Here is a 21,639-nt window from a genome sequence, read left to right on the forward strand (position 1 = left end):
AAGCGCCGCCGCCGCCCCCTCACCCTTGCCGCCGGGACGTTCAGTCGAGGCGGTTGTCGGCCACGCGGTAGTGCGGGTCTTCCAGCTCGTTGACTTCGACCAGGGGGCGCGCCTTGCCCAGGATGGCCAGGCAGTCGGGACTCAGGTGGCGCAGGTGCAGGGTCTTGCCCGCCTGCTGGTAGCGCTGCGCCAGCGCGTCGATGGCCTCGATGGCGGAATGGTCGACGACGCGCGCGCCGGCAAAATCGATCACCACGTGCTGGGGATCGTCCTTCGGCTGGAACAGGGCCGCGAAGTTGGCCGTCGAGGCGAAGAACAGCGTGCCTTCCAGCGCGTAGACTTTCCAGCCCCGTTCGTCGGTGCTGGTGCGCGCGGCCATCTGGCGCGCATGCTGCCAGGCGAAGACGAGGGCGGCAAACACCACGCCCGCCAGCACGGCGACGGCCAGGTCCGTCAGCACCGTGATGATGGTGACGCCGATCACGGTGATGGCGTCGGCGCGGGGAATCTTGCGCAGGGTTTGCAGGCTGCCCCAGGCGAAGGTCTTGGCGCAGACGACAAACATCAGGCCCACCAGCGCAGCCAGCGGGATTTTCTCGATCCATGGGGAGAGGAACAGGATAAAGCCCAGCAGCAGCACGCCGGCCACGATGCCCGACAGGCGCGAGCGGGCGCCGTTGCCGATATTGATCATGCTCTGGCCGATCATGGCGCAGCCGCCCATGGAAGCGAAGAAGCCGCTGACGACGTTGGCGATGCCCTGCGCCAGGCTTTCGCGGTTGGGCCTGCCGCGCGTGTCCGTGATGGTGTCGATCAGGTTGAGGGTCAGCAGCGTCTCGAGCAAGCCGATGGTGGCCAGGATCAGCGCATACGGGCCGATGATGGTCAGCGTTTCCAGCGTCAGCGGCACGCGCGGGACGTGGAACTGCGGCAGGCCGCCGGCGATGGAACCCATGTCGCCCACGGTCTTCGTTTCCAGCCCCAGGGCCCAGACCAGGCCGGCCACCACGAGGATGGCCGCCAGCGAGGACGGGATGACGGTGGTCAGGCGCGGCAGCAGATAGATGACCAGCATGGTCACGGCCACCAGGGCCAGCATCAGGCATAGCGGGGCGCCGCTGATCCAGGTGAGCGCGCCGCTGGCGTCCGGCACCTTGAAGTGGCCGAACTGCGCCATGAAGACGACGATGGCCAGGCCGTTCACGAAGCCCAGCATGACGGGATGCGGCACCATGCGTATCAGCTTGCCCAGGCGGCAGGCGGCAAACAGCATTTGCAGCAGCCCCATCAGCACGACGGTGGCGAACAGGTATTCGGCGCCATGGCTGACCACCAGGCTGACCATCACCACGGCCAGCGCGCCGGTGGCGCCGGAAATCATGCCGGGACGGCCGCCCAGCGCGGCCGTGATCAGGCACATGAAAAAGGCCGCATACAGGCCGGTGAGGGCGCTGACGTGGGCCAGCAGGGCGAAAGCGATGGCTTCCGGGACGAGGGCGAGGGCGACAGTGGCGCCGCTCAGGACGTTGACCTTGATAGCGGCCGGGCTGAGTGCAGACATGGACTTCCAAAGAAAAATGCGGCGCGCGGCACGGCAGCGGGCGCGCGCGGAAACACAGGCGCAGGCCGAAGGCGGCGCCGGACAGGGTGAGGGCAGGCTGGCAGGGGAAAACTACATCGGTATGGGCTGCGCGAGTGAACGACAGGCCCTATTATTGCACAGGCAAGCGGGGCCGATCACGGCCCGGCCGGCCGGGGGCAGGGGATGGCGCGGGCAAGGTCCATCCCGGCGAAGGCGCCGGGACCTGCCCTCAGTTGAGGGGCGCGCTCTTCAGCTGGTGCGTGCGCGCCACTTCCTTCATCGCTTCGAGCAGGTCTTCGCGCAGCTGGCGCGGCAGCTTGCCGAAGAATTCCTCGTCATTCTGGTCGGCCATGCCGGCCAGCACGGGCACCAGCGCCTCGCCCTCGGTCGTCAGCTCGATGGAGTGCTGGCGGCGGTCGGCCAGCAGGATGGACTTGCTGACCATGCCCTTGCTTTCCAGGCGGTCGATCAGCTTCGAGACGGCGCCCTTGCTCATGCCGGCCACCTGCGCCAGCACCGTGGGCGAGGTGCAGCCCAGGCGGAACATTTCGCGCAGCACCACCCATTCGGACACCGTCACGCCGTTGGCTTCGGCTTTTTTCTGGAAGCTGTGGGAGACGTGGTTGGAAACGAAGCGCAGCCAGTAGCCGAGGTGCGCTTCCAGTTCGCTGACGGGAGCGCGGTTGGGATGGGAGGCTTGCGGCGTGGCGGCCGCTTCAAAATTATGGCTCATTTCTTTTCCTTCACTGGGCGGCGCAGCCGGCATGGTTCAGGCCTTCGCGCTTGCTGTCGAGTGGTTTGTTGGGGAACAATCGTCTTGCGTGAGGTAGTTCTAACACTGTTTTCACTGGAAATCATTTGCGCGTCACGTACTTTTCTTCATTTTATTGCTTTAAGTGCATAAAAAGCAATATCAGGCAAATAATCGTCTTGCCGGAGAGGAAGATTAAAACAATAACGCATGTTGCATCAATGGTAACAGCATTTTTGCCGAATTGATAAATATTTCATATCATTCTGTGAGGCCGCCCACACAAGGCGTCTTGCCCGCGCGACAGCGTGCGGCGCCGTGGCCGCGGCGGGGCTGGCAGGCCGCCCGTCAGGCCGCCACCACCACCTTCACGCCCGCGTCGCGCAAGACGTCGGCAAAGCGGGGCGGCGGCGGGGCATCCGTAAACAGCACATCGACCTGCGCCAGGTCGGCCAGGCGCACGAGGGCCTTGCGGCCGAATTTATGCTGGTCGGCCACCAGCCACACTTCGCGCGACTGCTCGATGATGGCTTGCGCCACCTTCACTTCGCGCGCGTCGAAGTCGCGCAGGCTGCCATCCTCGTCGATGCTGGAAATGCCGATGATGCCGATGTCGACCTTGAACTGGCGGATGAAGTCGATGGTGGCTTCGCCGACGATGCCGCGGTCGCGCCCGCGTACCACGCCGCCGGCCACGATGACTTCGCAGGCCGCGTTGTCGGCCAGGATGGCGGCCACGTTGAGGTTGTTCGTCACCACGTGCAGGCCCGTATGCCGGCCCAGCGCGCGCGCCACTTCCTCCGTGGTCGTGCCGATATTGATCAGCAGCGAACAGCCGTGCGGCACCTGCGCGGCGACGGTGGCGGCGATGCGCCGCTTGGCCTCGCTGTTGAACACCTGCCGCTGGCTGTAATCGATGTTTTCCACGGACGAGGGCAAGCCCACGCCGCCGTGGTAGCGGGCCAGCAGGCGCGCCTCTTCCATCTGCTTGACGTCGCGGCGCACGGTTTGCGGCGTCACGTCCAGCTGCTGCGCCAGCTCCTCGACGGACATGGTGACCTTCTGGCGCACGACGTCGAGCAGGCGGCGCTGGCGGGGATTCAAAATCATGGGCGTGTCTCTTTATTAATCAAAACGAACAAAAACGAACAAATAATGATGAAAAACTGTTGCTATGGGTTCGTATTCTGGCGTAACCTTATTCATATTGCATGCGTATGACAGCAATCCTGATCTTAACGACAGTTGCCGGCGGTGCCTAGTCTTTCCTGGCGCGCCGGTGCTTTCCCAGCGATGGAGTTCCGATGGCGGCAGCACGGCAGGGCGTGGAAGTGGCGGCGGACGGCACGGTCGAATGCGACGTGCTGGTGGTGGGCGGCGGCATCAATGGCGCCGGCATCGCGCGCGACGCGGCCGGGAGGGGCCTGTCCGTGCTGCTGTGCGAAAAGGACGACCTGGCCTCCCACACCTCGTCGGCCTCCACCAAGCTGATACACGGCGGCCTGCGCTACCTCGAATACTATGAATTCGGCCTCGTGCGCAAGGCGCTGGTCGAGCGCGAAGTGCTGCTGCGCTCGGCGCCGCACATCATGTGGCCCTTGCGTTTCGTCATGCCGCACGCGAGGGGCCAGCGTCCCGCCTGGCTGATACGCGCCGGCCTGTTTCTGTACGACATGCTGGCGAAGCGGGAAATCCTGCCCGCCTCGCACGGCATCGACTTGACGCGCCATGCGGCCGGCCAGCCGTTAAAACTCCAGTTCAAGCGGGGCTTCGTGTATTCCGACGGCTGGGTCGACGATGCGCGCCTGGTGGTGCTCAACGCCATGGATGCGGCCGAACATGGTGCGACCATCCTGACGCGCACGCGCTGCACGGCCCTGGCGCGCGCGGGCGAGCGCTGGCAGGCCACCCTGCTGCAAGGCGACGGGCGCGAACTGGCCGTGCGTGCGCGCAGCGTCGTCAACGCGGCCGGGCCGTGGACGGCCGAGTTCCTGCGGCAGGCGGCGCCCGCCGCGCCGCACCGGCATTTGCGCCTGATCAAGGGCAGTCATATCGTCGTCAAGCGCCTGTTCGAGCATGATCATGCCTACATCTTCCAGCATCCCGATGGCCGCATCGTGTTTGCCATTCCGTACGAGCACGATTTCACCCTGATCGGCACCACCGACCTCGACTACCACGGCGACAGCGGCAAGGTGGCCATCGAGGACGAGGAAATTCGTTACTTGTGCGAACTTTCAAGTTATTATTTCAGCAAGCCCGTCACGCCTGCCGACGTCGTGTGGACGTATGCGGGCGTGCGGCCGCTGGTGGAAGACGCGGCGGCCGACGCCAAGGCCGTCACGCGCGACTACCGTTTCGAACTGGACCAGGATGGCCCGCCGCTGCTCAGTGTTTTCGGCGGCAAGATCACCACCTTCCGCAAGCTGGCCGAGGAAGCACTGGACTTGCTGGCGCCGCTGCTGGACGGCACGCGGCGGGCCTGGACGGCGCGGGCTTGCCTGCCCGGGGGCGACCTGTTCGGCAGCACGCCGCAAAACCGTGCCGTGCGCGAGTTCGGCCGCTTCGTGCAGGGCTTGCAGCGCGAATATGCGTGGCTGCCGGGCCCGCTCGTGGCCCGCTATGCGCGCGCCTACGGCACGCGCATCCACGTGCTGCTGGACGGGCGCGCGGACGTGGCGGCCATGGGCGAGGAAATCGCCGCCGGCCTGTACGGGGCGGAAGTGGACTATCTGCGGCGCCATGAATGGGCCGTGAGCGCGGCCGACATCCTGTGGCGGCGCTCCAAGCTGGGCCTGCACCTGCCGGGCGGGACGGCGGACAGGCTCGATGCCTGGCTGTCGCAGCATCCCTTGCCGCCGTAAGCGGCCACGATAAGCAAGATGACGCTGGCGACCGTGCCCCGCAGAGGGCGCGGAGCGGCACGAGGATACATCACAGGAGGAGAAGCGCGTGCAACTGGTACTGGAAAATATCAGCAGGAAGCAGGGTGCTGAAACGTATTTGTATCCGATGTCGCTGGCCCTCGTGCCGGGGGCCATCAATGTGCTGCTGGGCACGACGCGTGCCGGCAAGACGACCCTGATGCGCGTCATGGCGGGCCTGGACCGGCCCAGCGGGGGCAGCGTGGCGGCCGACGGCGTGGATGTGACGGGCGTGCCCGTCAGCCGCCGCAACCTGGCCATGGTGTACCAGCAGTTCATCAACTATCCCGCCTTCACCGTCTACGACAATATCGCTTCGCCCTTGCGCTTGCGCAAGGTGCCCGAGGAACAGATCCGCGCGAAAGTGCTGGCGCTGGCCGAGCGCCTGCACATCACGCCCTACCTGCAGCGCACGCCGGGCGAACTGTCCGGCGGCCAGCAGCAGCGCACGGCGCTGGGACGCGCCCTGATCAAGGATGCCTCCCTGCTGCTGCTCGACGAACCGCTCGTCAACCTCGACTATAAATTGCGCGAGGAATTGCGCCGCGAACTGACGGAACTGTTTTCCAGCGGCAGCACGACGGTCGTGTACGCCACCACGGAACCGCTGGAAGCGCTGCAGCTGGGCGGCCACGTGGCCGTGCTGCACGAGGGACGCCTGCTGCAGCAGGGACCCACCCTGGACGTCTTCAACGCCCCCAATTGCATCGCCGTGGCGCGCACCTTCAGCGACCCGCCCATCAACCTGATCCCCGCCCGCGTGGATGCGCATGGCGTGGCGCAGGCGGCGGACGGCCTGGCCATCCACCTGAGCGGTGCGCAGCGCGCGCGCATCGGTGCGCAGAAGGAAGTGATCCTCGGCGTGCGTGCCCACAGCCTGCACCTGTCGCCCCAGTCCGATGGCGACGTACCCATCGCGGCCACGGTGGACCTAGCGGAAATCAGCGGCTCGGAAACCTATGTGCATGCGCGCCGCGGCGCGCTGGCCCTGGTGGCGCAGCTGGGCGGCGTGCACGAGCTGGAGATCGGCAGCGCCTGCACCATGTATTGCCAGCCCCATGCCCTGCTGATCTTTGGCGACGATGGCGGCCTGCTGTTTGCGCCAGGGCAAGCCGCTGCGGCAGGGAGAGCCTGACATGGCGCGCATCGAACTGGCGGGCCTGGCCCACGCCTACAAGCCCGATCCTTCCGCGGCGACGGATTATGCGCTGCGGCCCATGAGCATGGAATGGCGCGACGGCGGCGCGTATGCCTTGCTGGGGCCGTCCGGCTGCGGCAAGACGACCTTGCTCAATATCATCTCCGGTCTGGTGAAACCGTCGCATGGCCAGGTGCTGTTCGACGGCAAGGACGTCACCCAGCTGCCGACGGAAGCGCGGAATATCGCGCAAGTGTTCCAGTTTCCCGTCATCTACGACACCATGACCGTGCACGACAACCTGGCGTTTCCGCTGAGAAATCGCGGCTGGAAAGAGATCGAGGTGAAAAAACGCGTGCAGCAGGTGGCGCAGATGCTGGAATTGACGGACGACTTGAAGCTGCGCGCCAGCGGCTTGTCCGTGGACGCCAAGCAAAAGATTTCGCTGGGCCGGGGCCTCGTGCGCCCCGACGTGGCGGCCGTGCTGTTCGACGAACCGCTGACGGTGATCGACCCGCATTTGAAATGGCTGCTGCGCCGCAAGCTCAAGGAAATCCACCACGAACTGAAATTGAGCTTGATCTACGTCACGCACGACCAGGTGGAGGCCTTGACCTTTGCCGACCAGGTGGTCGTCATGACGCAGGGCGAAGTGGTGCAGACGGGCAGCGCGCAAGCCCTGTTCGAGGAACCGGAGCACACCTTCGTCGGCTATTTCATCGGCAACCCGGGCATGAACTTGCTCGATGGCACCCTGGACGATGGCGGCGTGCGCGTGGCGGGCCAGCTACTCGCCGTGTCCGCCGCCGCCCGCGCGGCCCTGCTCGGGGCGCAAGGGAAAATCACCGTGGGCGTGCGGCCCGAATTCGTCGAATGCGTGAAGGCGGGTGAGGGGGATGATCATTGCCTGGAAGCCACGGTGACGGCCGTGCGCAACATGGGCACGCATTATCTGGCGGAATTCCAGCTGGGCGGCGCCACCGTGGCCGCCAAGCTGCGCGCCATCGATGCCCGGCCTGGCCAGCCTGTGCGGCTGCGCTTTCCGCCGCAACGCACTTTGTTCTACGTCAACGACAAGCGGGTGGCATGATGATGAATAATGGTAAAACCGATAACAACCGCCGCGCCTGGCTGCTGATCCTGCCCGTGCTGCTGTGCGTGGCCTTTTCCGCCATCCTGCCCCTGATGACGGTGGTCAATTATTCCGTGCAGGATATTTTGAGCCCCACGCAAAAGGTATTCGTGGGCACGGAGTGGTTCCGCATGGTCATGCTCGACGGCGACCTGCACAGCGCCTTGCTGCGCCAGCTGCTGTTTTCCGCCACCGTGCTGGCCATCCAGATACCGCTCGGTATCCTGATCGCCCTGTGCATGCCGGCCGATGGCTGGAAAGCGTCGCTGGCCCTGGTGCTCATCGCGCTGCCCCTCTTGATTCCGTGGAACGTGGTGGGCACCATCTGGCAAATCTTTGGCCGCGGCGACATCGGCCTGATGGGCTATGCCTTGAATCAATTGGGCTTTGACTACAATTACAACGGCAACTCGCTCGACGCGTGGCTGACGGTGATGGTGATGGATATCTGGCACTGGACGCCGCTCGTCGTGCTGCTGTGCTATGCGGGCTTGCGCGCCATCCCCGACGCGTATTACCAGGCGGCACGCATCGACGGCGCCTCGCGCCTGGCCGTGTTCCGCTACATCCAGCTGCCGAAACTGCGCAATATCTTGATGATCGCCGTCCTGCTGCGCTTCATGGACAGTTTCATGATCTACACGGAACCGTTCGTGCTGACGGGCGGCGGACCCGGCAATGCCACCACCTTTTTGTCGCAGTACCTGACGCAAAAGGCCGTGGGCCAGTTCGACCTGGGGCCGGCGTCCGCGTTTTCATTGATCTATTTCCTCATCATCCTGCTGTTCTGCTTCGTGCTGTACACGTGGATGCAGCGCGTCGGCACGGGAGACCAGAAATGATGCACAAGAAAATCAGCACTGCCATCCTGGCCGTCTTCCTGCTGGGTTCCCTGCTGCCCATCTACTGGATGCTCAACATGTCGCTCAAGACCAACGAGGAAATCGTGGGGGTCTTGAGCCTGTGGCCCCGGAGCCTCACGTTTGCCAACTACAAGACCATCTTTACCGACCCGTCCTGGTACAGCGGCTACGTCAATTCCATGATCTACGTGGCGCTCAACATGGTGATGTCCGTCACGGTGGCCTTGCCGGCCGCGTATGCCTTCTCGCGCTACAACTTCGTGGGCGACAAGCATTTATTCTTCTGGCTCTTGACCAATCGCATGACGCCGCCTGCCGTCTTCCTCGTACCCTTCTTCCAGCTGTACTCGACGGTGGGCCTGATGGACACGCACCTGGCCGTGGCGCTGGCGCACATGGTCTTCAACGTGCCGCTGGCCGTGTGGATACTGGAAGGCTTCATGTCCGGCGTGCCCAAGGAAATCGACGAGACGGCGTACATCGACGGCTACAGCTTTCCCCGCTTCTTCATCCAGATTTTCTTGCCGATGATTAAGTCGGGCGTGGGCGTGACGGCCTTCTTCTGCTTCATGTTCAGCTGGGTGGAACTGTTGCTGGCGCGCACCTTGACTTCCGTCAATGCCAAGCCCATCGCCGCCACCATGACGCGCACGGTGTCGGCGGCCGGCATGGACTGGGGCGTGCTGGCGGCGGCCGGCGTGCTCACCATCGTGCCCGGCGCGCTGGTGATCTGGTTCGTGCGGCATTACATCGCCAAGGGCTTTGCCATGGGGAGGGTGTGACATGGAAAACAGTGTGGATAGCACAGCGAGCAACGTCGGCCTGTTCGGCTGGATGGCGTGGACGCCGGAAGTGGCCATCTTTTTCATCTGCATCGGCCTCATGCTGGCCGGCATGACGATCTGGCAAATCCGCTCGCCCAGCATCGCCCGCAAGGGTTTCCTGCCCATGCCCACGACGCGCGGCGACCGCCTGTTCATCGGCTTGCTCACGGCCGCGTACGTGAACCTGGCGTGGGCGGGGTTCACGGAAATGCAGCAGGCCATCGGGGCTGGCATCAGTTTTGTAGTGTTGTTGGTGGTAATGCGTTGGGGGTGAGGGCACCAGACATCAGCTACTGCGCGGCGCGCTTTGCGGCCGGCGATGCTCACCGTACTAAAGTACGGTTGCGCTTCTCGGCCACAAATCACTGCCGCTCGCTACGCTTCTGTCAGGCGCTTCAAATTAGTTGGATGTGTGAAGTCGTAGATGAAAACAGCGGCCCGCCTCCGGCAGGCCGGATGACAACTATAAGGGAGATTCACGATGAAATTGAAGTTCACGGTCTTCGCGGCTGCGGCCATGCTCGTGTCGAATGCGGCCCTGGCCGACGCCAAGCAGGCGCAAACCTGGATCGACAAGGAATTCCAGCCATCCAGCCTGAACAAGCAGCAACAGCTGGCGGAAATGAAATGGTTCATCGAGGCGGCCGCCAAGCTGAAAGCCAAGGGCATCAAGGAAATTTCTGTTGTATCGGAAACCATCGACACCCACGTCTACGAATCGAAGACCCTGGCCAAGGCCTTCGAGGAAATCACGGGCATCAAGGTGCGCCACGACATCATCCAGGAAGGCGACGTGGTGGAAAAGCTGCAAACCTCCATGCAGTCCGGCAAGAGCATCTATGACGGCTGGATTTCCGATTCCGACCTGATCGGCACGCACTACCGCTACGGCGCCGTCGAGCCCCTGTCCGACTACATGGCTGCCAAGGGCAAGGAATTCACGAATCCCGGCCTGGACTTGAAGGATTTCATCGGCATCAGCTTCACGACGGCGCCGGACGGCAAGGTGTACCAGTTGCCCGACCAGCAGTTTGCCAACCTGTACTGGTTCCGCGCCGACTGGTTCGCGCGCAAGGATTTGCAGGCCAAGTTCAAGGCCAAGTATGGCTACGAGCTGGGCGTGCCGCAGAACTGGTCCGCGTATGAAGACATCGCCGACTTCTTCACGAATGACGTGAAGGAACTGGACGGCAAGAAAGTCTACGGTCACATGGATTACGGCAAGAAAGATCCATCGTTGGGCTGGCGCTTCACGGATGCCTGGCTGTCGATGGCGGGCGCGGCCGACAAGGGCATCCCCAACGGCTTGCCCATCGATGAGTGGGGCATCAAGGTGGCGGCCGACAAGTGCACGCCCGTAGGCGCGTCCATGTCGCGCGGCGGCGCCACCAATTCGCCGGCGGCCGTGTTTGCACTGACGAAATACATCGACTGGATGAAGAAATACGCGCCGCCGCAGGCGAATGGCATGAATTTCTCGGAATCGGGCCCCGTGCCGGCACAGGGCGAAATCGCCCAGCAGATCTTCTGGTACACGGCCTTTACGGCCGGCATGACGAAACCGGGCTTGCCAGTGGTCAACAAGGACGGCACGCCGAAATGGCGCATGGCGCCGTCGCCGCACGGCCCGTACTGGAAAGAGGGCATGCAGAACGGCTACCAGGACGTGGGTTCCTGGTTCCTGTTCAAGTCCACGCCGGACGACCGCAAGGCGGCAGCCTGGCTGTACGCGCAATTCGTCACCTCGAAAACCGTGTCGCTGAAGAAATCCATCGTCGGCCTGACCTTCATCCGCGATTCCGACATCCGCCACGATTATTTTACGAAACACGCGAACGAATACGGCGGCTTGATCGAGTTCTACCGCAGCCCCGCCCGCGTCGCGTGGACGCCGACGGGCAACAACGTGCCCGATTATCCGAAGCTGGCGCAATTGTGGTGGAAGAACGTGGCCACGGCCATCACGGCGGAAAAAACGCCGCAGGCCGCCATGGATAACCTGGCCGAGGAAATGGACCAGGTCATGGCCCGCCTGCAGCGGGCCGGCATGAAGGCGTGCGCGCCCAAGCTCAATCCGAAAGGCGACCCGAACCAGTACCTGTCCGACCAGCATGCGCCATGGAAAAAGCTGGCGAATGAAAAGCCGAAGGGTGAAACGATTGCCTACGATAAATTATTGCAGGCTTGGAAGGAAGGCAAGGTACGGTAGTCGTGTAGACTCCTGCCGCCGTAGTCCCGGGGCACGGGCGCAGGCCCGTGCCTTTTTTACTGTACAGACGTAGTAGCGACCATGACCAAATACATACTTGCTTTAGACCAGGGCACCACCAGTTCGCGCGCCATCCTGTTCGACCATGCGGGCCGGCCGCACGCCAGCGCGCAGCGCGAGTTCCGGCAGATTTTCCCCCAGCCTGGCTGGGTCGAGCATGACGCGGGCGAAATCTGGGCCTCGCAAGAAGGCGTGCTGCAGCAGGTGCTGCGCGACAGCGGCGTGGCGGCATCCGACGTGGCCGCCATCGGCGTGACCAACCAGCGCGAAACGACGGTGCTGTGGGACCGCGCCACGGGCGTGCCCGTCGCCAACGCCATCGTCTGGCAAGACCGCCGCAACGCGGCCTTTTGCGAACAGCTGGTGGAGCAGGGCAAGGCGGACGTGATCCAGCGCAAGACGGGCCTCGTGCTCGATGCCTATTTTTCCGCCACCAAGCTCAAATGGCTGCTCGACAACGTGGACGGCGCCCGCGCGCGCGCCGAGCGGGGCGAGCTGGCCTTCGGCACGGTGGACAGCTGGCTGATCTACAAGATGAGCGGCGCCCACATCACGGACACGAGCAACGCGGCGCGCACCATGCTGTTCAACATCCATACCCTGCAGTGGGACACGGACCTGCTGGCGCTGCTGGATATTCCCGCCTCCCTGCTGCCCGACGTCGTGCCGTCCAGCGGCGTGGCGGCCCGCACGCATGCGGCCTTGCTGGGCGTGTCCGTGCCCATCGCCGGCATCGCGGGCGACCAGCAGGCGGCCACGTTTGGCCAGGCCTGTTTGAAACCGGGCATGGCGAAGAATACCTATGGTACGGGCTGCTTCATGCTGATGAACGTGGGCAAGCGCCCCCTGCCATCGAAAAACCGGCTGCTGACGACCGTGGGCTGGAGCCTGGGTGTTGACGCCGATCAAACCGATTACTTGCTCGAAGGCAGCGCCTTCATCGCGGGCGCGGCCGTGCAATGGATGCGCGACGGCATCGGCATCATCCGCGACTCGTCCGAAGTGGAAGCGCTGGCCACCAGCGTGCCCGATTCGGGCGGCCTCGTCTTCGTGCCCGCCTTCGCGGGCCTGGGCGCGCCGTACTGGGACCCGTATGCGCGGGGCACCCTGATCGGCATCACGCGGGGCACGGGCAAGGCGCACATCGCGCGCGCGGCGCTGGAAGGCGTGGCCTACCAGAACGTGGACGTGCTGTCCGCCATGCAGGACGACGCGGGCATCGCGCTATCCGAGCTGCGCGTGGACGGCGGCGCGGCCCGCAACGACATGCTGATGCAGTTCCAGGCCGACATCTTGAATGTTCCCGTGGTGCGTCCCGTGGTGACGGAAACGACGGCCCTGGGCGCCGCCTATTTGGCGGGCCTGGCCGTGGGTTTCTGGCAATCCGAGGACGAGATCGCCGCCCAGTGGCAGGTAGGGCGCCGCTTCGAGCCAAAGATGGCGGCCGACGAGCGCCTGACGCGGCTGCACAAATGGCAGCGCGCCGTGGAACGCTCGCGCGACTGGAGCGAGTGAACACGGGCGCTCAGTGGCGCATGAAATACACGACATAGCCCACGGTTTCGCGGGGCACGGAATACAGGTCGCGCGGCTCGAAGTAGGGCGCGTGCACCTGGCCGCTGACGGCGATGCCGCTGCGCTCCAGCGCCAGGCGGAAGCGGGGCACGTGGAAGTATTGCGTGGCGACCATGGCTGTCTTCCAGCCATGCTGGCGCATCAGGGTGGCCGCGTTGCGGGCCGTGGCGTCCGTGGTCCAGCCTTGATTGTCCTCAAGGATGGCGCTAACCGGTACGCCGCGCGATTGCAGGTAGCGGGCCATGGACGCGGCTTCGTCGAATCCTTCCTTGCCCGTCGCTCCGCTGACGAGGATGCGCGGCGCCCGGCCTGCCTGGAATTGCGTCAGCGCCGCGTCGAGCCGCGCTTGCAGGCGGGGGCTGGGCGTGCCGTCCGGCAGGATGGTGTTGCCGGGCACGACGATCACGTCGGCGGGCGCCAGCTTGTCGTTCAGCCCCGCCAGCACGAGGGCCGCAGTGGCCAACAGGAAAATACCAACGGTGCTTGCACCGAGCAGTGCTATTTTTCGCATTATTCATCGTCAAGTAGGGAATGGACGCATGATACCCGTCCATTCCCGCCGGCGTCAGTTCGCCTGCGCTTTTCTCGCGCGCTGGTTCGACAGATAAATATTGTCCTTGTCCAGCGCCTTGCCTTCGCGTACGGCAGCGAGCCAGTCCTGCGTGCTGGCGACGGCGGCGAAATTCGAGTGGAACACGGCGCTGAAGACGCGGTGGATTTCCTCGGCGCTGGCCGTGCCGCCCGCATTCGCGTAGGGCAGGGTGCCCGTGGCGTCCTGCAGGAATTCCACCTGCAAGCCGTCGTGCGCGGCGTGGTAGATGGTGGCTGCGTCGCAGTTGTGCGTCATGTAGCCGACCACCGTCAGGGTATCGATGCCGTGGCGCTCCAGCCAGGCGCGCAGGTCCGTGCTCGCAAACACGCTGCCCATGATCTTGTTGATGCGGTGATCGGCGGTGAAGGCGGCCACTTGCGGATGCAGCTGCCAGCCGTCGCTGCCCTTGGCGAAGATGGGCGAGCTTTCCGGCGCATCGTGCTGGACGACGATGACGGGCACGCCGGCGGCGCGGGCGCCCGCCATGGCCGTGACGATGTTGGGCAGGGAAATGTCGACGGACGGATATTCGATGGGCATGTCGCCCGTGAAGTATTCATTTTGCACATCGATGACGAGCAGGGCGCGGCGCGGGGCGGTGGTCATGGGGTCTCCTGGACTGGTTGAAAGAGGAAGGACTTCCTCGATACCGCCATTCTCGGGCCGGGCGCCGCAAACAAAAAGTGGCCCGAAGGCCTATCTGCGATAAAATCGGGCCATGCCTATCCTATCTGCCGCCCCCCTGACCATTGCCGTGATCGCCTTCGATGGCATGACGCCCTTCCACCTGTCCGTGCCCTGTCTCGTGTTCGGCGCCCAGACGGACGAGATCGACCTGCCGCGTTTCCACGTGCGCGTGTGCGCGGCCGACCCTGCGCCCCTGCGCACGGCGGCCGGTTTTTCCATCACGCCCGGGTTCGGCCTGGAAGGGCTGGACGGCGCCGATATCGTCATCATGCCCGCCTGGCACGACGATTGCCGCGACGCGGCGCCGCCCCTGGTCGCGGCGCTGCAGGCGGCCAGCCGGCGCGGCGCGCGCATGGTTGGCCTGTGCCTGGGCGCCTTCCCCCTGGCCCAGGCCGGCTTGCTGGACGGCAAAGGCGCCGCCACGCACTGGGGCATGGCGGAACGGCTGGCGGCACGCTATCCGGCGGTGCGGGTCGAGCGCGACATGCTGTACGTGGACGAGGGCGGCATGCTGACGTCGGCCGGCGTGGCGGCCGGACTCGACTGCTGCCTGTATCTGCTGCGCCAGCTGGCGGGCGCCGAAGTGGCCAATCGCGTGGCGCGCCGCCTGCTGGTGGCGCCGCACCGCCAGGGCGGGCAGGCGCAATTCATCGAGCGCCCGCTGCCCGTGTCCGGCAGCGAGGGGCGCTTCGCCGAGGTGCTGGCTTGCGTGACGGCCAACCTGGGCGTGGCCCACAGCATCGATGCGCTGGCCGAGCGGGCAGCCATGAGCCGGCGCAACTTCACGCGCCATTTCCGCCAGGCTACGGGCACGTCGTTCAAGCAGTGGCTGCTGAACCAGCGTCTTGCGCATGCGCAAGGCCTGCTGGAAAAAAGCGCGGCCTCGATCGACGTCGTTGCGCAGGAAGCGGGCTTCGGCACGGCCCTGTCCTTGCGCCAGCATTTCCGCGCCAGCCTGCAGACGTCGCCGTCGGCGTATCGCAAGCTGTTCCGGCAGCGCTCGGCCGATGGCATGGCCTGAGTCCGGCACGGCCCTTTATTATTGTTAAATAATAAATGTGTATTTCTGGTTGTGCTGGGGTAATATTCACGCAGATTTTACATATTGACATTACCCAGCCGAAAGAGACGCGCTTGAAAAACCTGTTTTCCGTCACCGCACTGACGTTCCTCCTGTTGTCAAACGCGGCTCTTGCCCAATCTGACAAAGATTGCAGCGCCATCGTCAAGTCCCCGCAAGACGCGGCAGACAGGGCCGATTGGGTGATCGATGCCGATGTCGTCGATGTCGTGCGCATGCATTCCGACCCCGCCCTTCATGTCAGCATTGAAAATGCTACGGTTCAATATGAACTTGAGCGTTCACCGCGTTTCTTCAGTGCCATGCTGACCGCCGATGCCTGTTTGTCGCCAGGGGCCATACCCATGCAGGGCAAGGCCGCCGCCAGCCGGTTCGTGGGCAAGCGCATGCGCTTTTACGGCACGAAGCTGGCGGCAGGCGGGGGGCGTCGTTTTTTCTTCGTGCAAGCCGTCGAGCCGGCCATGCCCGCCATTGCCGCTGTGCGCAAGGAATATACGGATAAACAACAGATGCCTATCGCTGCGCCGTTCGATGCGCAGGGCTGGACACGGGCGCGCTCGGCGGACGGCGGTTTTTCCGTGGACATGCCCGGCCCTTTTTCCGATATGACGCAGGGCAGTGCCGGACGGGCGGGATTCATGCTGCGTGGAACTGATCGGCATGGCACCCTGTTCATGGCCGTGTTTGAACGGTCCGGTCCGGGTTCGGGCATGGGCGCAACGTTTGACGAGGCATATTCCAAGCCAAATGCCAAGGTCACCAAGTTCAAGGGGGCCGATGCCGTCATCACGCTGGGAACTTTGCCAGAGAGTAATGGTGCAAAGATCACGCATGGACTGTGGTTCCGGGTGCCCGGTGGGACGTATATGTTGAGCGTCATTGCTGACAAGGAGCAAGATGCGCAGTCGCTCGCGTCCCGGCAGCGATTCTTCCATTCCCTGGCCTTCGAATAACATCTTTGCAGGGATTCCGGCAGCAACTCAGCCAGGTCCGGCAACCATAAGCCCGGCCGGGTCCCGGCTGCCCTGGGGCAGCATGGCGCTGACGGCGCGTTGCCGCGCCAGGAAGGCGGCCGGCGCGAAGGCATGGCGTTCCTGGAAGGAGACGGTTTCCGCGCTCATCAGTTCGGCGTAGGTCTGCATCAGGGTCGCGGCGCACACGTGCTTGCCCTGCTCCAGGTAGGTTTCAATGGCCGCGAGCAGCACGGGGTAGTCCGCATTGTCCTTGCTGCCGCCAAAACTGAACGACAGCTGCCCGCAGGCGCGCCGGATGGGGTCGATTTCCCCTTCCGGCACCGGCTGCGCGCGCAGCCATTGCAAGGCTTTCAGGGGCGGGCCGCCCAATGACGGTGGCGAAATGATGGCCTGGATGGCCACCTTGACGGCCGCATCGATTCTTCCCGCGCGTACATACTGGCCATGCAGCAAGGTCAGGGCGTCCGTGTATTCGGGCACGATGGCCAGCGCCCCTTCCAGCAGCGCGATGGCCGCGTCTGGCTTGCGCTGCGCGATCAATTCCTTGGCTTCCAGGAAGGCGGCGCGCGGCGAAGCGGGGTCGTCGTCCAGCGATGGCGCGCCGACATAGTCGTCCTCGGCGGCCGCATGGGCTTGCAGGAAGGCGGCCAGGCTGGAAAAGTGCGGCTGGATACGCCGCTCGTCGTGCCACGTTTCGACGACGATGGGTTCGCATGCTTCGCGGCCGATGGGCCAGTACAGGCCGAAGGTGTCGCCATTGCCCAGCGCCCCTTCGGCGAAGGGGATGAAACCGAGGGGCGGGTAGGGCGCGTCGTGCCGCCAATCCTTGTCTGTCGAGATGTGGGCGAGGCGTGCGGGTAATAGCATGGGGGCACCGGAGAATAAAACGCCAGTGTAGAACAGGAGGGCGCCACTGGCGCGCACCGTCGGAGCGTGCGGCGGCGCCCGGCCAGGCGGATCGCCGCACCGAAGCGGCATGCGCCGCGCAGGGCAAGGCCCTCAGTCGCGTTCCGGCACCGGCACGTTGAAGCCGTTCAAGGTGGTCGATACCAGTGCGTACAGTCCCACGAGGTAGATCAGCTCGTTGGTGCCATGCTGGCCAAAGGTGGCCAGCGCCAGGCGGTACAGCGGCTCCGGCAGCGTGCCGCCACGGCTGAGCGCATAGGCCAGGTCGTAGGCCACGCTCTCCTGCTTGTCCAGGTCGACCGGCTTGACGTCCGCCACCAGCGTGGCGAGGCGCTCGGCCGGCATGCCTTCGCGCTCCGCGACGGCGATGTGGGCATAGATTTCGTAGGCGGCGTCGTAGCGCGCGCCTACCACCAGGATGGCAATCTGGCGCACCTTGTCGGGCAGCGTGGCGTTGGCCGTCATGGCCAGGGTCAGGTTCCAGATCGCCTTGCCGATGGCCGGTTCGTGCAGCCACGGATTCCACGGCCCCATCAGGGCGCCGTCTTCGCGGACGGCGATGAAATCGTTGAAATTGCTGGTGATGCCTTTGCGCATGTCGTCGTACAGCGGCTTTTGTTCGGGCGTCAGGTCTTGCGGAGCGATCAGGGGCAGGCGCATGGAAACTCCTTGCTGGGTGAGGGGGCGGTGGGCGGCCGTAGCCAGCAGACAGTATAGCCATCTGGCTGGCGGCGGCCGTTCACTGGCGCACGCTGGCGCGCCCTGCGCCGAGTCGTGCCTGCCCGCGCCTACTTCCGCGGCTCGTGGATGCGGAATTTCCGGACGATGCCGGCCTGGTCGAACATGACGGCCACTTCGCGCGTGCCTTTTTCGCCCAGCAGGGGGATCAGCCGCGTCATGCCGGGCGCCTGCAGCTGGTTCTTGTAGACCCACACTTCGTAGCCGGGGTCGAAGCTGACGACGGTGGCGTTGCCCAGGGCGGCGTCAAGGTCCAGGCGGGTGGTCTTGCCTACCTGGATGTTCTGATAGATGGCGCCGTTCGCCGGCGCGCGGTTGACCTTGTACTCACTGGCGGTGCACATGGCCACGGCCAGGCCCGCGAGGCAGGAAGCTGCCAGTTTTATCAATGTGTTCATATGGACTCCCAGTGTGCATCACTGCTTCCAATCTCAGAGGGGACGGGCGTGATGTCAGGACTGGAGTGTGCTTGGATAGCGGCCAATGTGCTACCAGATTATACAAAGTCTCAAAATGTGATGCCGCTGGTACCGGCAGGCGGTACCTTTAACGGTTCTGCAGTACTTCCGTCGAGAGCGCCAGGGTTTCCTTGATTTCTTCCATCACCACATAGCTTTTCGACTGGGCGGCACCGGGCAGCTGCAGCAGCATGTCGCCGAGCAATTTGCGGTACTCGGCCATTTCATGGATGCGCGCCTTGATCAGGTAATCGAAGTCGCCCGACACGAGGTGGCATTCCTGCACTTCGGGTATCTGCAGCACTTCCCGGCGGAATTGCTCGAAGGCGGACGCGGATTTCTGATTGAGCGTAATCTCCACGAAGACGAGCAGCTTGGCGCCCAGCGCGGCCGGGTTCACCTTGGCGTGATAGCCCGTGATCACGCCGTCGCGCTCCATGCGCTTGACCCGTTCGATGCAGGGCGTGATGGACAGCCCCACCTGTTCACCCAGGTCTTTCATCGAGATGCGGCCATCCTGTTGCAGGATGCGCAGGATGTGGCGGTCCAGCTTGTCGAGGCCACGTGCCGATTCTTTAAGGATTCTCATGATTTATTGCTGAATATCTCGATTTATACGTGAACAAATACTGGCTCTTTCCCAATATGATAGCGGTTAATCTGGCACTAGCCATAAATATAATTGAGGAAACTATGCGTATTGTGATTCTGGGTAGCGGCGTCATCGGCGTCACCAGTGCTTACTATCTGGCCAAGGCAGGACATGAGGTGACCGTCATCGACCGCCAGCCGGGCCCGGCACTGGAAACCAGCTTCGCCAATGCGGGGCAGATCTCGCCCGGCTACGCCTCGCCATGGGCCGCCCCCGGCATTCCCCTGAAGGCCGTGAAGTGGATGATGCAGCGCCACGCGCCCCTGGCCATCTCGCTCGACGGCAGCGCCGCCCAGCTGAAATGGATGTGGCAGATGTTGCGTAATTGCACACCGGAAGCGTATGCCGTCAACAAGGAGCGCATGGTGCGCCTGGCCGAGTACAGCCGCGATTGCTTCAAGGTCTTGCGCGCCGAGGCGGGCATCACCTATGAAGGCCGGCAGCAAGGCACGATGCAATTGTTCCGCACCGAAAAGCAGTACCACGATGCGGCGAAAGACATCGACGTGCTGAAAGAAGCGGGCGTGCCGTTTGAAGTGCTGCAGCGCGACGAGCTGTCGCGCGCGGAACCGGCCCTGGAAGCCGTCAAGGACAAGCTGTTCGGCGGCCTGCGCCTGCCCAACGATGAAACGGGCGACTGCCAGTTGTTTACCACCCGCCTGTCGGAAATGGCCGCCGCCCTGGGCGTGAAGTTCCGCTACGGCGTGGCCATCGATGCGCTGCTGACGCAGGGCGACGAGATTGCCGGCGTGCAATGTGGCGCGGAAATCGTCAAGGCCGATTCCTACGTGGTGGCCCTGGGTTCCTACTCGACGGGCTTCATGAAGCCGCTGCTCGACATCCCCGTGTATCCATTGAAGGGCTATTCGATCACCGTGCCGATCGTCAACGCGGCCAAGGCGCCCGTGTCGACCATCCTCGATGAAACGTACAAGATTGCCGTGACCCGTTTCGACGACCGCATCCGCGTGGGCGGCATGGCGGAAATCGCCGGCTACAACCTGAACCTGAACCCGCGCCGCCGCGAAACCCTGGAAATGGTCGTCAACGACCTGTTCCCGGGCGGCGGCAACACGGCCGAAGCGACCTTCTGGACGGGATTGCGCCCGATGACGCCGGACGGCACGCCCATCGTCGGCCGCACGCCGCTGCGCAACCTGTTCCTGAACACGGGCCACGGCACGCTGGGCTGGACCATGTCCTGCGGCTCGGCGCAGTTGCTGGCCGACCTGATGTCGTCGAAGAAGCCGGCCATCCTGGCCGACGACCTGTCCGTGGGCCGCTACAGCGGCGCGCAGCGCGGCGGCAAGCTGCAGTACGCGGGAGCCTGAGATGGCGGGAAGCATGCCTCCAAAGGAACGTAGCGGCGCCATCCTGACGGTGGACCTGGACGCCGTGCGCGCCAACTACCGCTTGCTGCGCGACAAGGCGCACCCGGCCGCCTGCTCGGCCGTCGTGAAGTCCGACGCCTACGGCCTGGGCGCCGCGCAAGTGGGTGCGGCCCTGTATGAAGAAGGCTGCCGCCACTTCTTCGTGGCGCACCTGGAAGAGGGCATCAGCCTGCGCCCGCACGTGGCGCCGGACGCGGCTATCTTCGTGCTGCACGGCCCGCCCGTCGGCACGGAAGGCGAATTCACGGCCCATGGCCTGACGCCGGTGCTCAACAGCGAGCCGCAGGTGGCCGGCTGGCGCGCGCATGCAACAGCGCTGGGCCGCGAGCTGGACGCCATCGTGCAGGTGGACACGGGCATGTCGCGCATGGGCCTGTCGCCGCAGGAAATCGATGGCTGGCTGGCCGATGACCACTTTCTTGACGGCATCAAGGTGCGCTACATCATGAGCCACCTGGCGTGCGCCGACGAGCGCAGCAACCCCATGAATGGCGAGCAGCTGGCCCGTTTCATCGCCATCCATGCCCGCCTGCCGCAGTACCGCGCCAGCCTGGCCAATTCCTCGGGCATCTTCCTGTCGCCCGATTATCATTTCGACCTGGTGCGCCCCGGCGCGGCCCTGTACGGCATCGCGCCGCAGGGCGACGCGCCCAATCCCTTGCGTCCCGTCGTGCGCCTGCAGGGCAAGGTGCTGCAGACGCGCACGATCGCCGCAGGCGACCACGTGGGCTACAGCCGCCGCTACACGGCCAGCGAGCCGCGCCAGGTGGCCACCGTCTCCGTCGGCTATGCCGATGGCTGGCTGCGCAGCATGAGCAACCAGGGCCTGGCCATCGTCGACGGCGTGAAAGTGCCGCAGATCGGCGCCATTTCCATGGATTCCATCACCCTGGACGTGAGCGCCATCGCCCGCGAGCGCATCGTGCCGGGCAGCCTCGTCGACCTGATCTGCGCCGAACACCCCGTCGACGCCGTGGCGGCCATGGCCAATACCATCGGCTACGAGGTGCTGACCAACCTGGGCGGGCGCTATTACCGCGAGTATCGAGGCCTCGCGCAGTCCGCACGCTAGGCAGCGCAAAACCCATGATTGTGTGGCAAG

At 64.4% G+C, this 21,639-nt stretch carries 21 protein-coding genes; 12 read left to right on the forward strand and 9 right to left on the reverse strand.

Annotated features, from left to right (window positions below):
• Positions 1–40 precede the first annotated feature (40 nt).
• From EBS11_RS09065 to EBS11_RS09075, 3 genes are all read right to left on the reverse strand, one after another.
• Complete coding sequence (locus EBS11_RS09065) at positions 41–1,561, reverse strand: SulP family inorganic anion transporter (protein WP_290602174.1); 1,521 nt, start codon at positions 1,559–1,561, stop codon at positions 41–43.
• Positions 1,562–1,811: 250 nt separating this feature from the next.
• The gene (locus EBS11_RS09070; protein WP_290602175.1) at positions 1,812–2,315 is read right to left on the reverse strand and encodes a MarR family transcriptional regulator; all 504 of its coding nucleotides are present in this window, start codon (positions 2,313–2,315) and stop codon (positions 1,812–1,814) included.
• 366 nt (positions 2,316–2,681) lie between these two features.
• Positions 2,682–3,443: a DeoR/GlpR family DNA-binding transcription regulator gene (locus tag EBS11_RS09075; protein ID WP_290602176.1), complete on the reverse strand. Its 762-nt coding sequence runs from the start codon at positions 3,441–3,443 to the stop codon at positions 2,682–2,684.
• Between the two features lie 194 nt (positions 3,444–3,637).
• Here EBS11_RS09075 and glpD point away from each other — a divergent pair, with 194 nt between their 5' ends.
• The 8 genes from glpD to glpK all read left to right on the forward strand — a co-directional run bounded on the left by glpD (position 3,638) and on the right by glpK (position 12,998).
• Positions 3,638–5,197, forward strand: coding sequence for a glycerol-3-phosphate dehydrogenase (gene glpD, locus EBS11_RS09080; RefSeq protein WP_290602178.1), 1,560 nt, complete (start codon positions 3,638–3,640; stop codon positions 5,195–5,197).
• Between the two features lie 88 nt (positions 5,198–5,285).
• On the forward strand, positions 5,286–6,392 hold the full coding sequence (locus EBS11_RS09085) for an ABC transporter ATP-binding protein (RefSeq protein ID WP_290602179.1): 1,107 nt from the start codon (positions 5,286–5,288) through the stop codon (positions 6,390–6,392).
• Between the two features lies 1 nt (position 6,393).
• Entirely contained in the window at positions 6,394–7,485 is a 1,092-nt protein-coding gene (locus EBS11_RS09090; RefSeq protein WP_290602181.1) for an ABC transporter ATP-binding protein, read from the forward strand.
• Positions 7,482–8,369 (forward strand): sugar ABC transporter permease, encoded by an 888-nt coding sequence (locus tag EBS11_RS09095; protein WP_290602182.1) that lies wholly within the window; start codon positions 7,482–7,484, stop codon positions 8,367–8,369. The genes EBS11_RS09090 and EBS11_RS09095 overlap by 4 nt, the downstream gene beginning before the upstream one ends.
• Entirely contained in the window at positions 8,369–9,172 is an 804-nt protein-coding gene (locus EBS11_RS09100; RefSeq protein ID WP_290602278.1) for a carbohydrate ABC transporter permease, read from the forward strand. Before EBS11_RS09095 ends, EBS11_RS09100 begins: the two co-directional genes overlap by 1 nt.
• Before the next feature lie 40 nt (positions 9,173–9,212).
• On the forward strand, positions 9,213–9,488 hold the full coding sequence (locus tag EBS11_RS09105; RefSeq protein ID WP_290602280.1) for a DUF2160 domain-containing protein: 276 nt from the start codon (positions 9,213–9,215) through the stop codon (positions 9,486–9,488).
• Positions 9,489–9,695: 207 nt separating this feature from the next.
• On the forward strand, positions 9,696–11,423 hold the full coding sequence (locus tag EBS11_RS09110; protein WP_290602184.1) for an extracellular solute-binding protein: 1,728 nt from the start codon (positions 9,696–9,698) through the stop codon (positions 11,421–11,423).
• Between the two features lie 81 nt (positions 11,424–11,504).
• A complete protein-coding gene (glpK, locus tag EBS11_RS09115; protein WP_290602186.1) occupies positions 11,505–12,998 on the forward strand; it encodes a glycerol kinase GlpK in 1,494 nt (497 codons plus the stop codon).
• Positions 12,999–13,008: 10 nt separating this feature from the next.
• Here the strand turns inward: glpK and EBS11_RS09120 are convergent, their stop codons facing one another.
• Together EBS11_RS09120 and EBS11_RS09125 are read right to left on the reverse strand one after the other, a co-directional pair.
• Complete coding sequence (locus EBS11_RS09120) at positions 13,009–13,569, reverse strand: YdcF family protein (protein WP_290602188.1); 561 nt, start codon at positions 13,567–13,569, stop codon at positions 13,009–13,011.
• Positions 13,570–13,623: 54 nt separating this feature from the next.
• Positions 13,624–14,256: a cysteine hydrolase family protein gene (locus tag EBS11_RS09125; protein WP_290602189.1), complete on the reverse strand. Its 633-nt coding sequence runs from the start codon at positions 14,254–14,256 to the stop codon at positions 13,624–13,626.
• 112 nt (positions 14,257–14,368) lie between these two features.
• On the opposite strand from EBS11_RS09125, the gene EBS11_RS09130 reads away from it, so the two are divergent.
• Together EBS11_RS09130 and EBS11_RS09135 are read left to right on the forward strand one after the other, a co-directional pair.
• Positions 14,369–15,358 carry a helix-turn-helix domain-containing protein gene (locus EBS11_RS09130; RefSeq protein WP_290602190.1) on the forward strand — a complete coding sequence of 330 codons (990 nt, stop codon included), beginning with the start codon at positions 14,369–14,371 and terminating at the stop codon, positions 15,356–15,358.
• Positions 15,359–15,471: 113 nt separating this feature from the next.
• Positions 15,472–16,371 carry a hypothetical protein gene (locus EBS11_RS09135; RefSeq protein ID WP_290602191.1) on the forward strand — a complete coding sequence of 300 codons (900 nt, stop codon included), beginning with the start codon at positions 15,472–15,474 and terminating at the stop codon, positions 16,369–16,371.
• Between the two features lie 27 nt (positions 16,372–16,398).
• On the opposite strand, the gene EBS11_RS09140 is transcribed toward EBS11_RS09135, so the two are convergent.
• The 4 genes from EBS11_RS09140 to EBS11_RS09155 form a co-directional block, all read right to left on the reverse strand.
• Positions 16,399–17,259 (reverse strand): tetratricopeptide repeat protein, encoded by an 861-nt coding sequence (locus tag EBS11_RS09140; protein WP_290602192.1) that lies wholly within the window; start codon positions 17,257–17,259, stop codon positions 16,399–16,401.
• 132 nt (positions 17,260–17,391) lie between these two features.
• The gene (locus EBS11_RS09145; RefSeq protein WP_290602194.1) at positions 17,392–17,958 is read right to left on the reverse strand and encodes a carboxymuconolactone decarboxylase family protein; all 567 of its coding nucleotides are present in this window, start codon (positions 17,956–17,958) and stop codon (positions 17,392–17,394) included.
• Between the two features lie 128 nt (positions 17,959–18,086).
• A complete protein-coding gene (locus EBS11_RS09150; RefSeq protein ID WP_290602195.1) occupies positions 18,087–18,434 on the reverse strand; it encodes a hypothetical protein in 348 nt (115 codons plus the stop codon).
• 148 nt (positions 18,435–18,582) lie between these two features.
• Positions 18,583–19,083, reverse strand: a complete 501-nt coding sequence (locus tag EBS11_RS09155; protein ID WP_071322999.1) for an Lrp/AsnC ligand binding domain-containing protein — start codon at positions 19,081–19,083, stop codon at positions 18,583–18,585.
• A 104-nt stretch (positions 19,084–19,187) separates the two neighbouring features.
• Here EBS11_RS09155 and EBS11_RS09160 point away from each other — a divergent pair, with 104 nt between their 5' ends.
• Positions 19,188–20,477, forward strand: a complete 1,290-nt coding sequence (locus tag EBS11_RS09160; RefSeq protein ID WP_290602196.1) for a D-amino acid dehydrogenase — start codon at positions 19,188–19,190, stop codon at positions 20,475–20,477.
• 13 nt (positions 20,478–20,490) lie between these two features.
• Positions 20,491–21,609 carry an alanine racemase gene (alr, locus tag EBS11_RS09165; RefSeq protein ID WP_290602197.1) on the forward strand — a complete coding sequence of 373 codons (1,119 nt, stop codon included), beginning with the start codon at positions 20,491–20,493 and terminating at the stop codon, positions 21,607–21,609.
• Positions 21,610–21,639 lie beyond the last annotated feature (30 nt).

It is taken from the genome of Janthinobacterium sp., assembly GCF_009923995.1.
Taxonomy (GTDB): domain Bacteria; phylum Pseudomonadota; class Gammaproteobacteria; order Burkholderiales; family Burkholderiaceae_D; genus Janthinobacterium.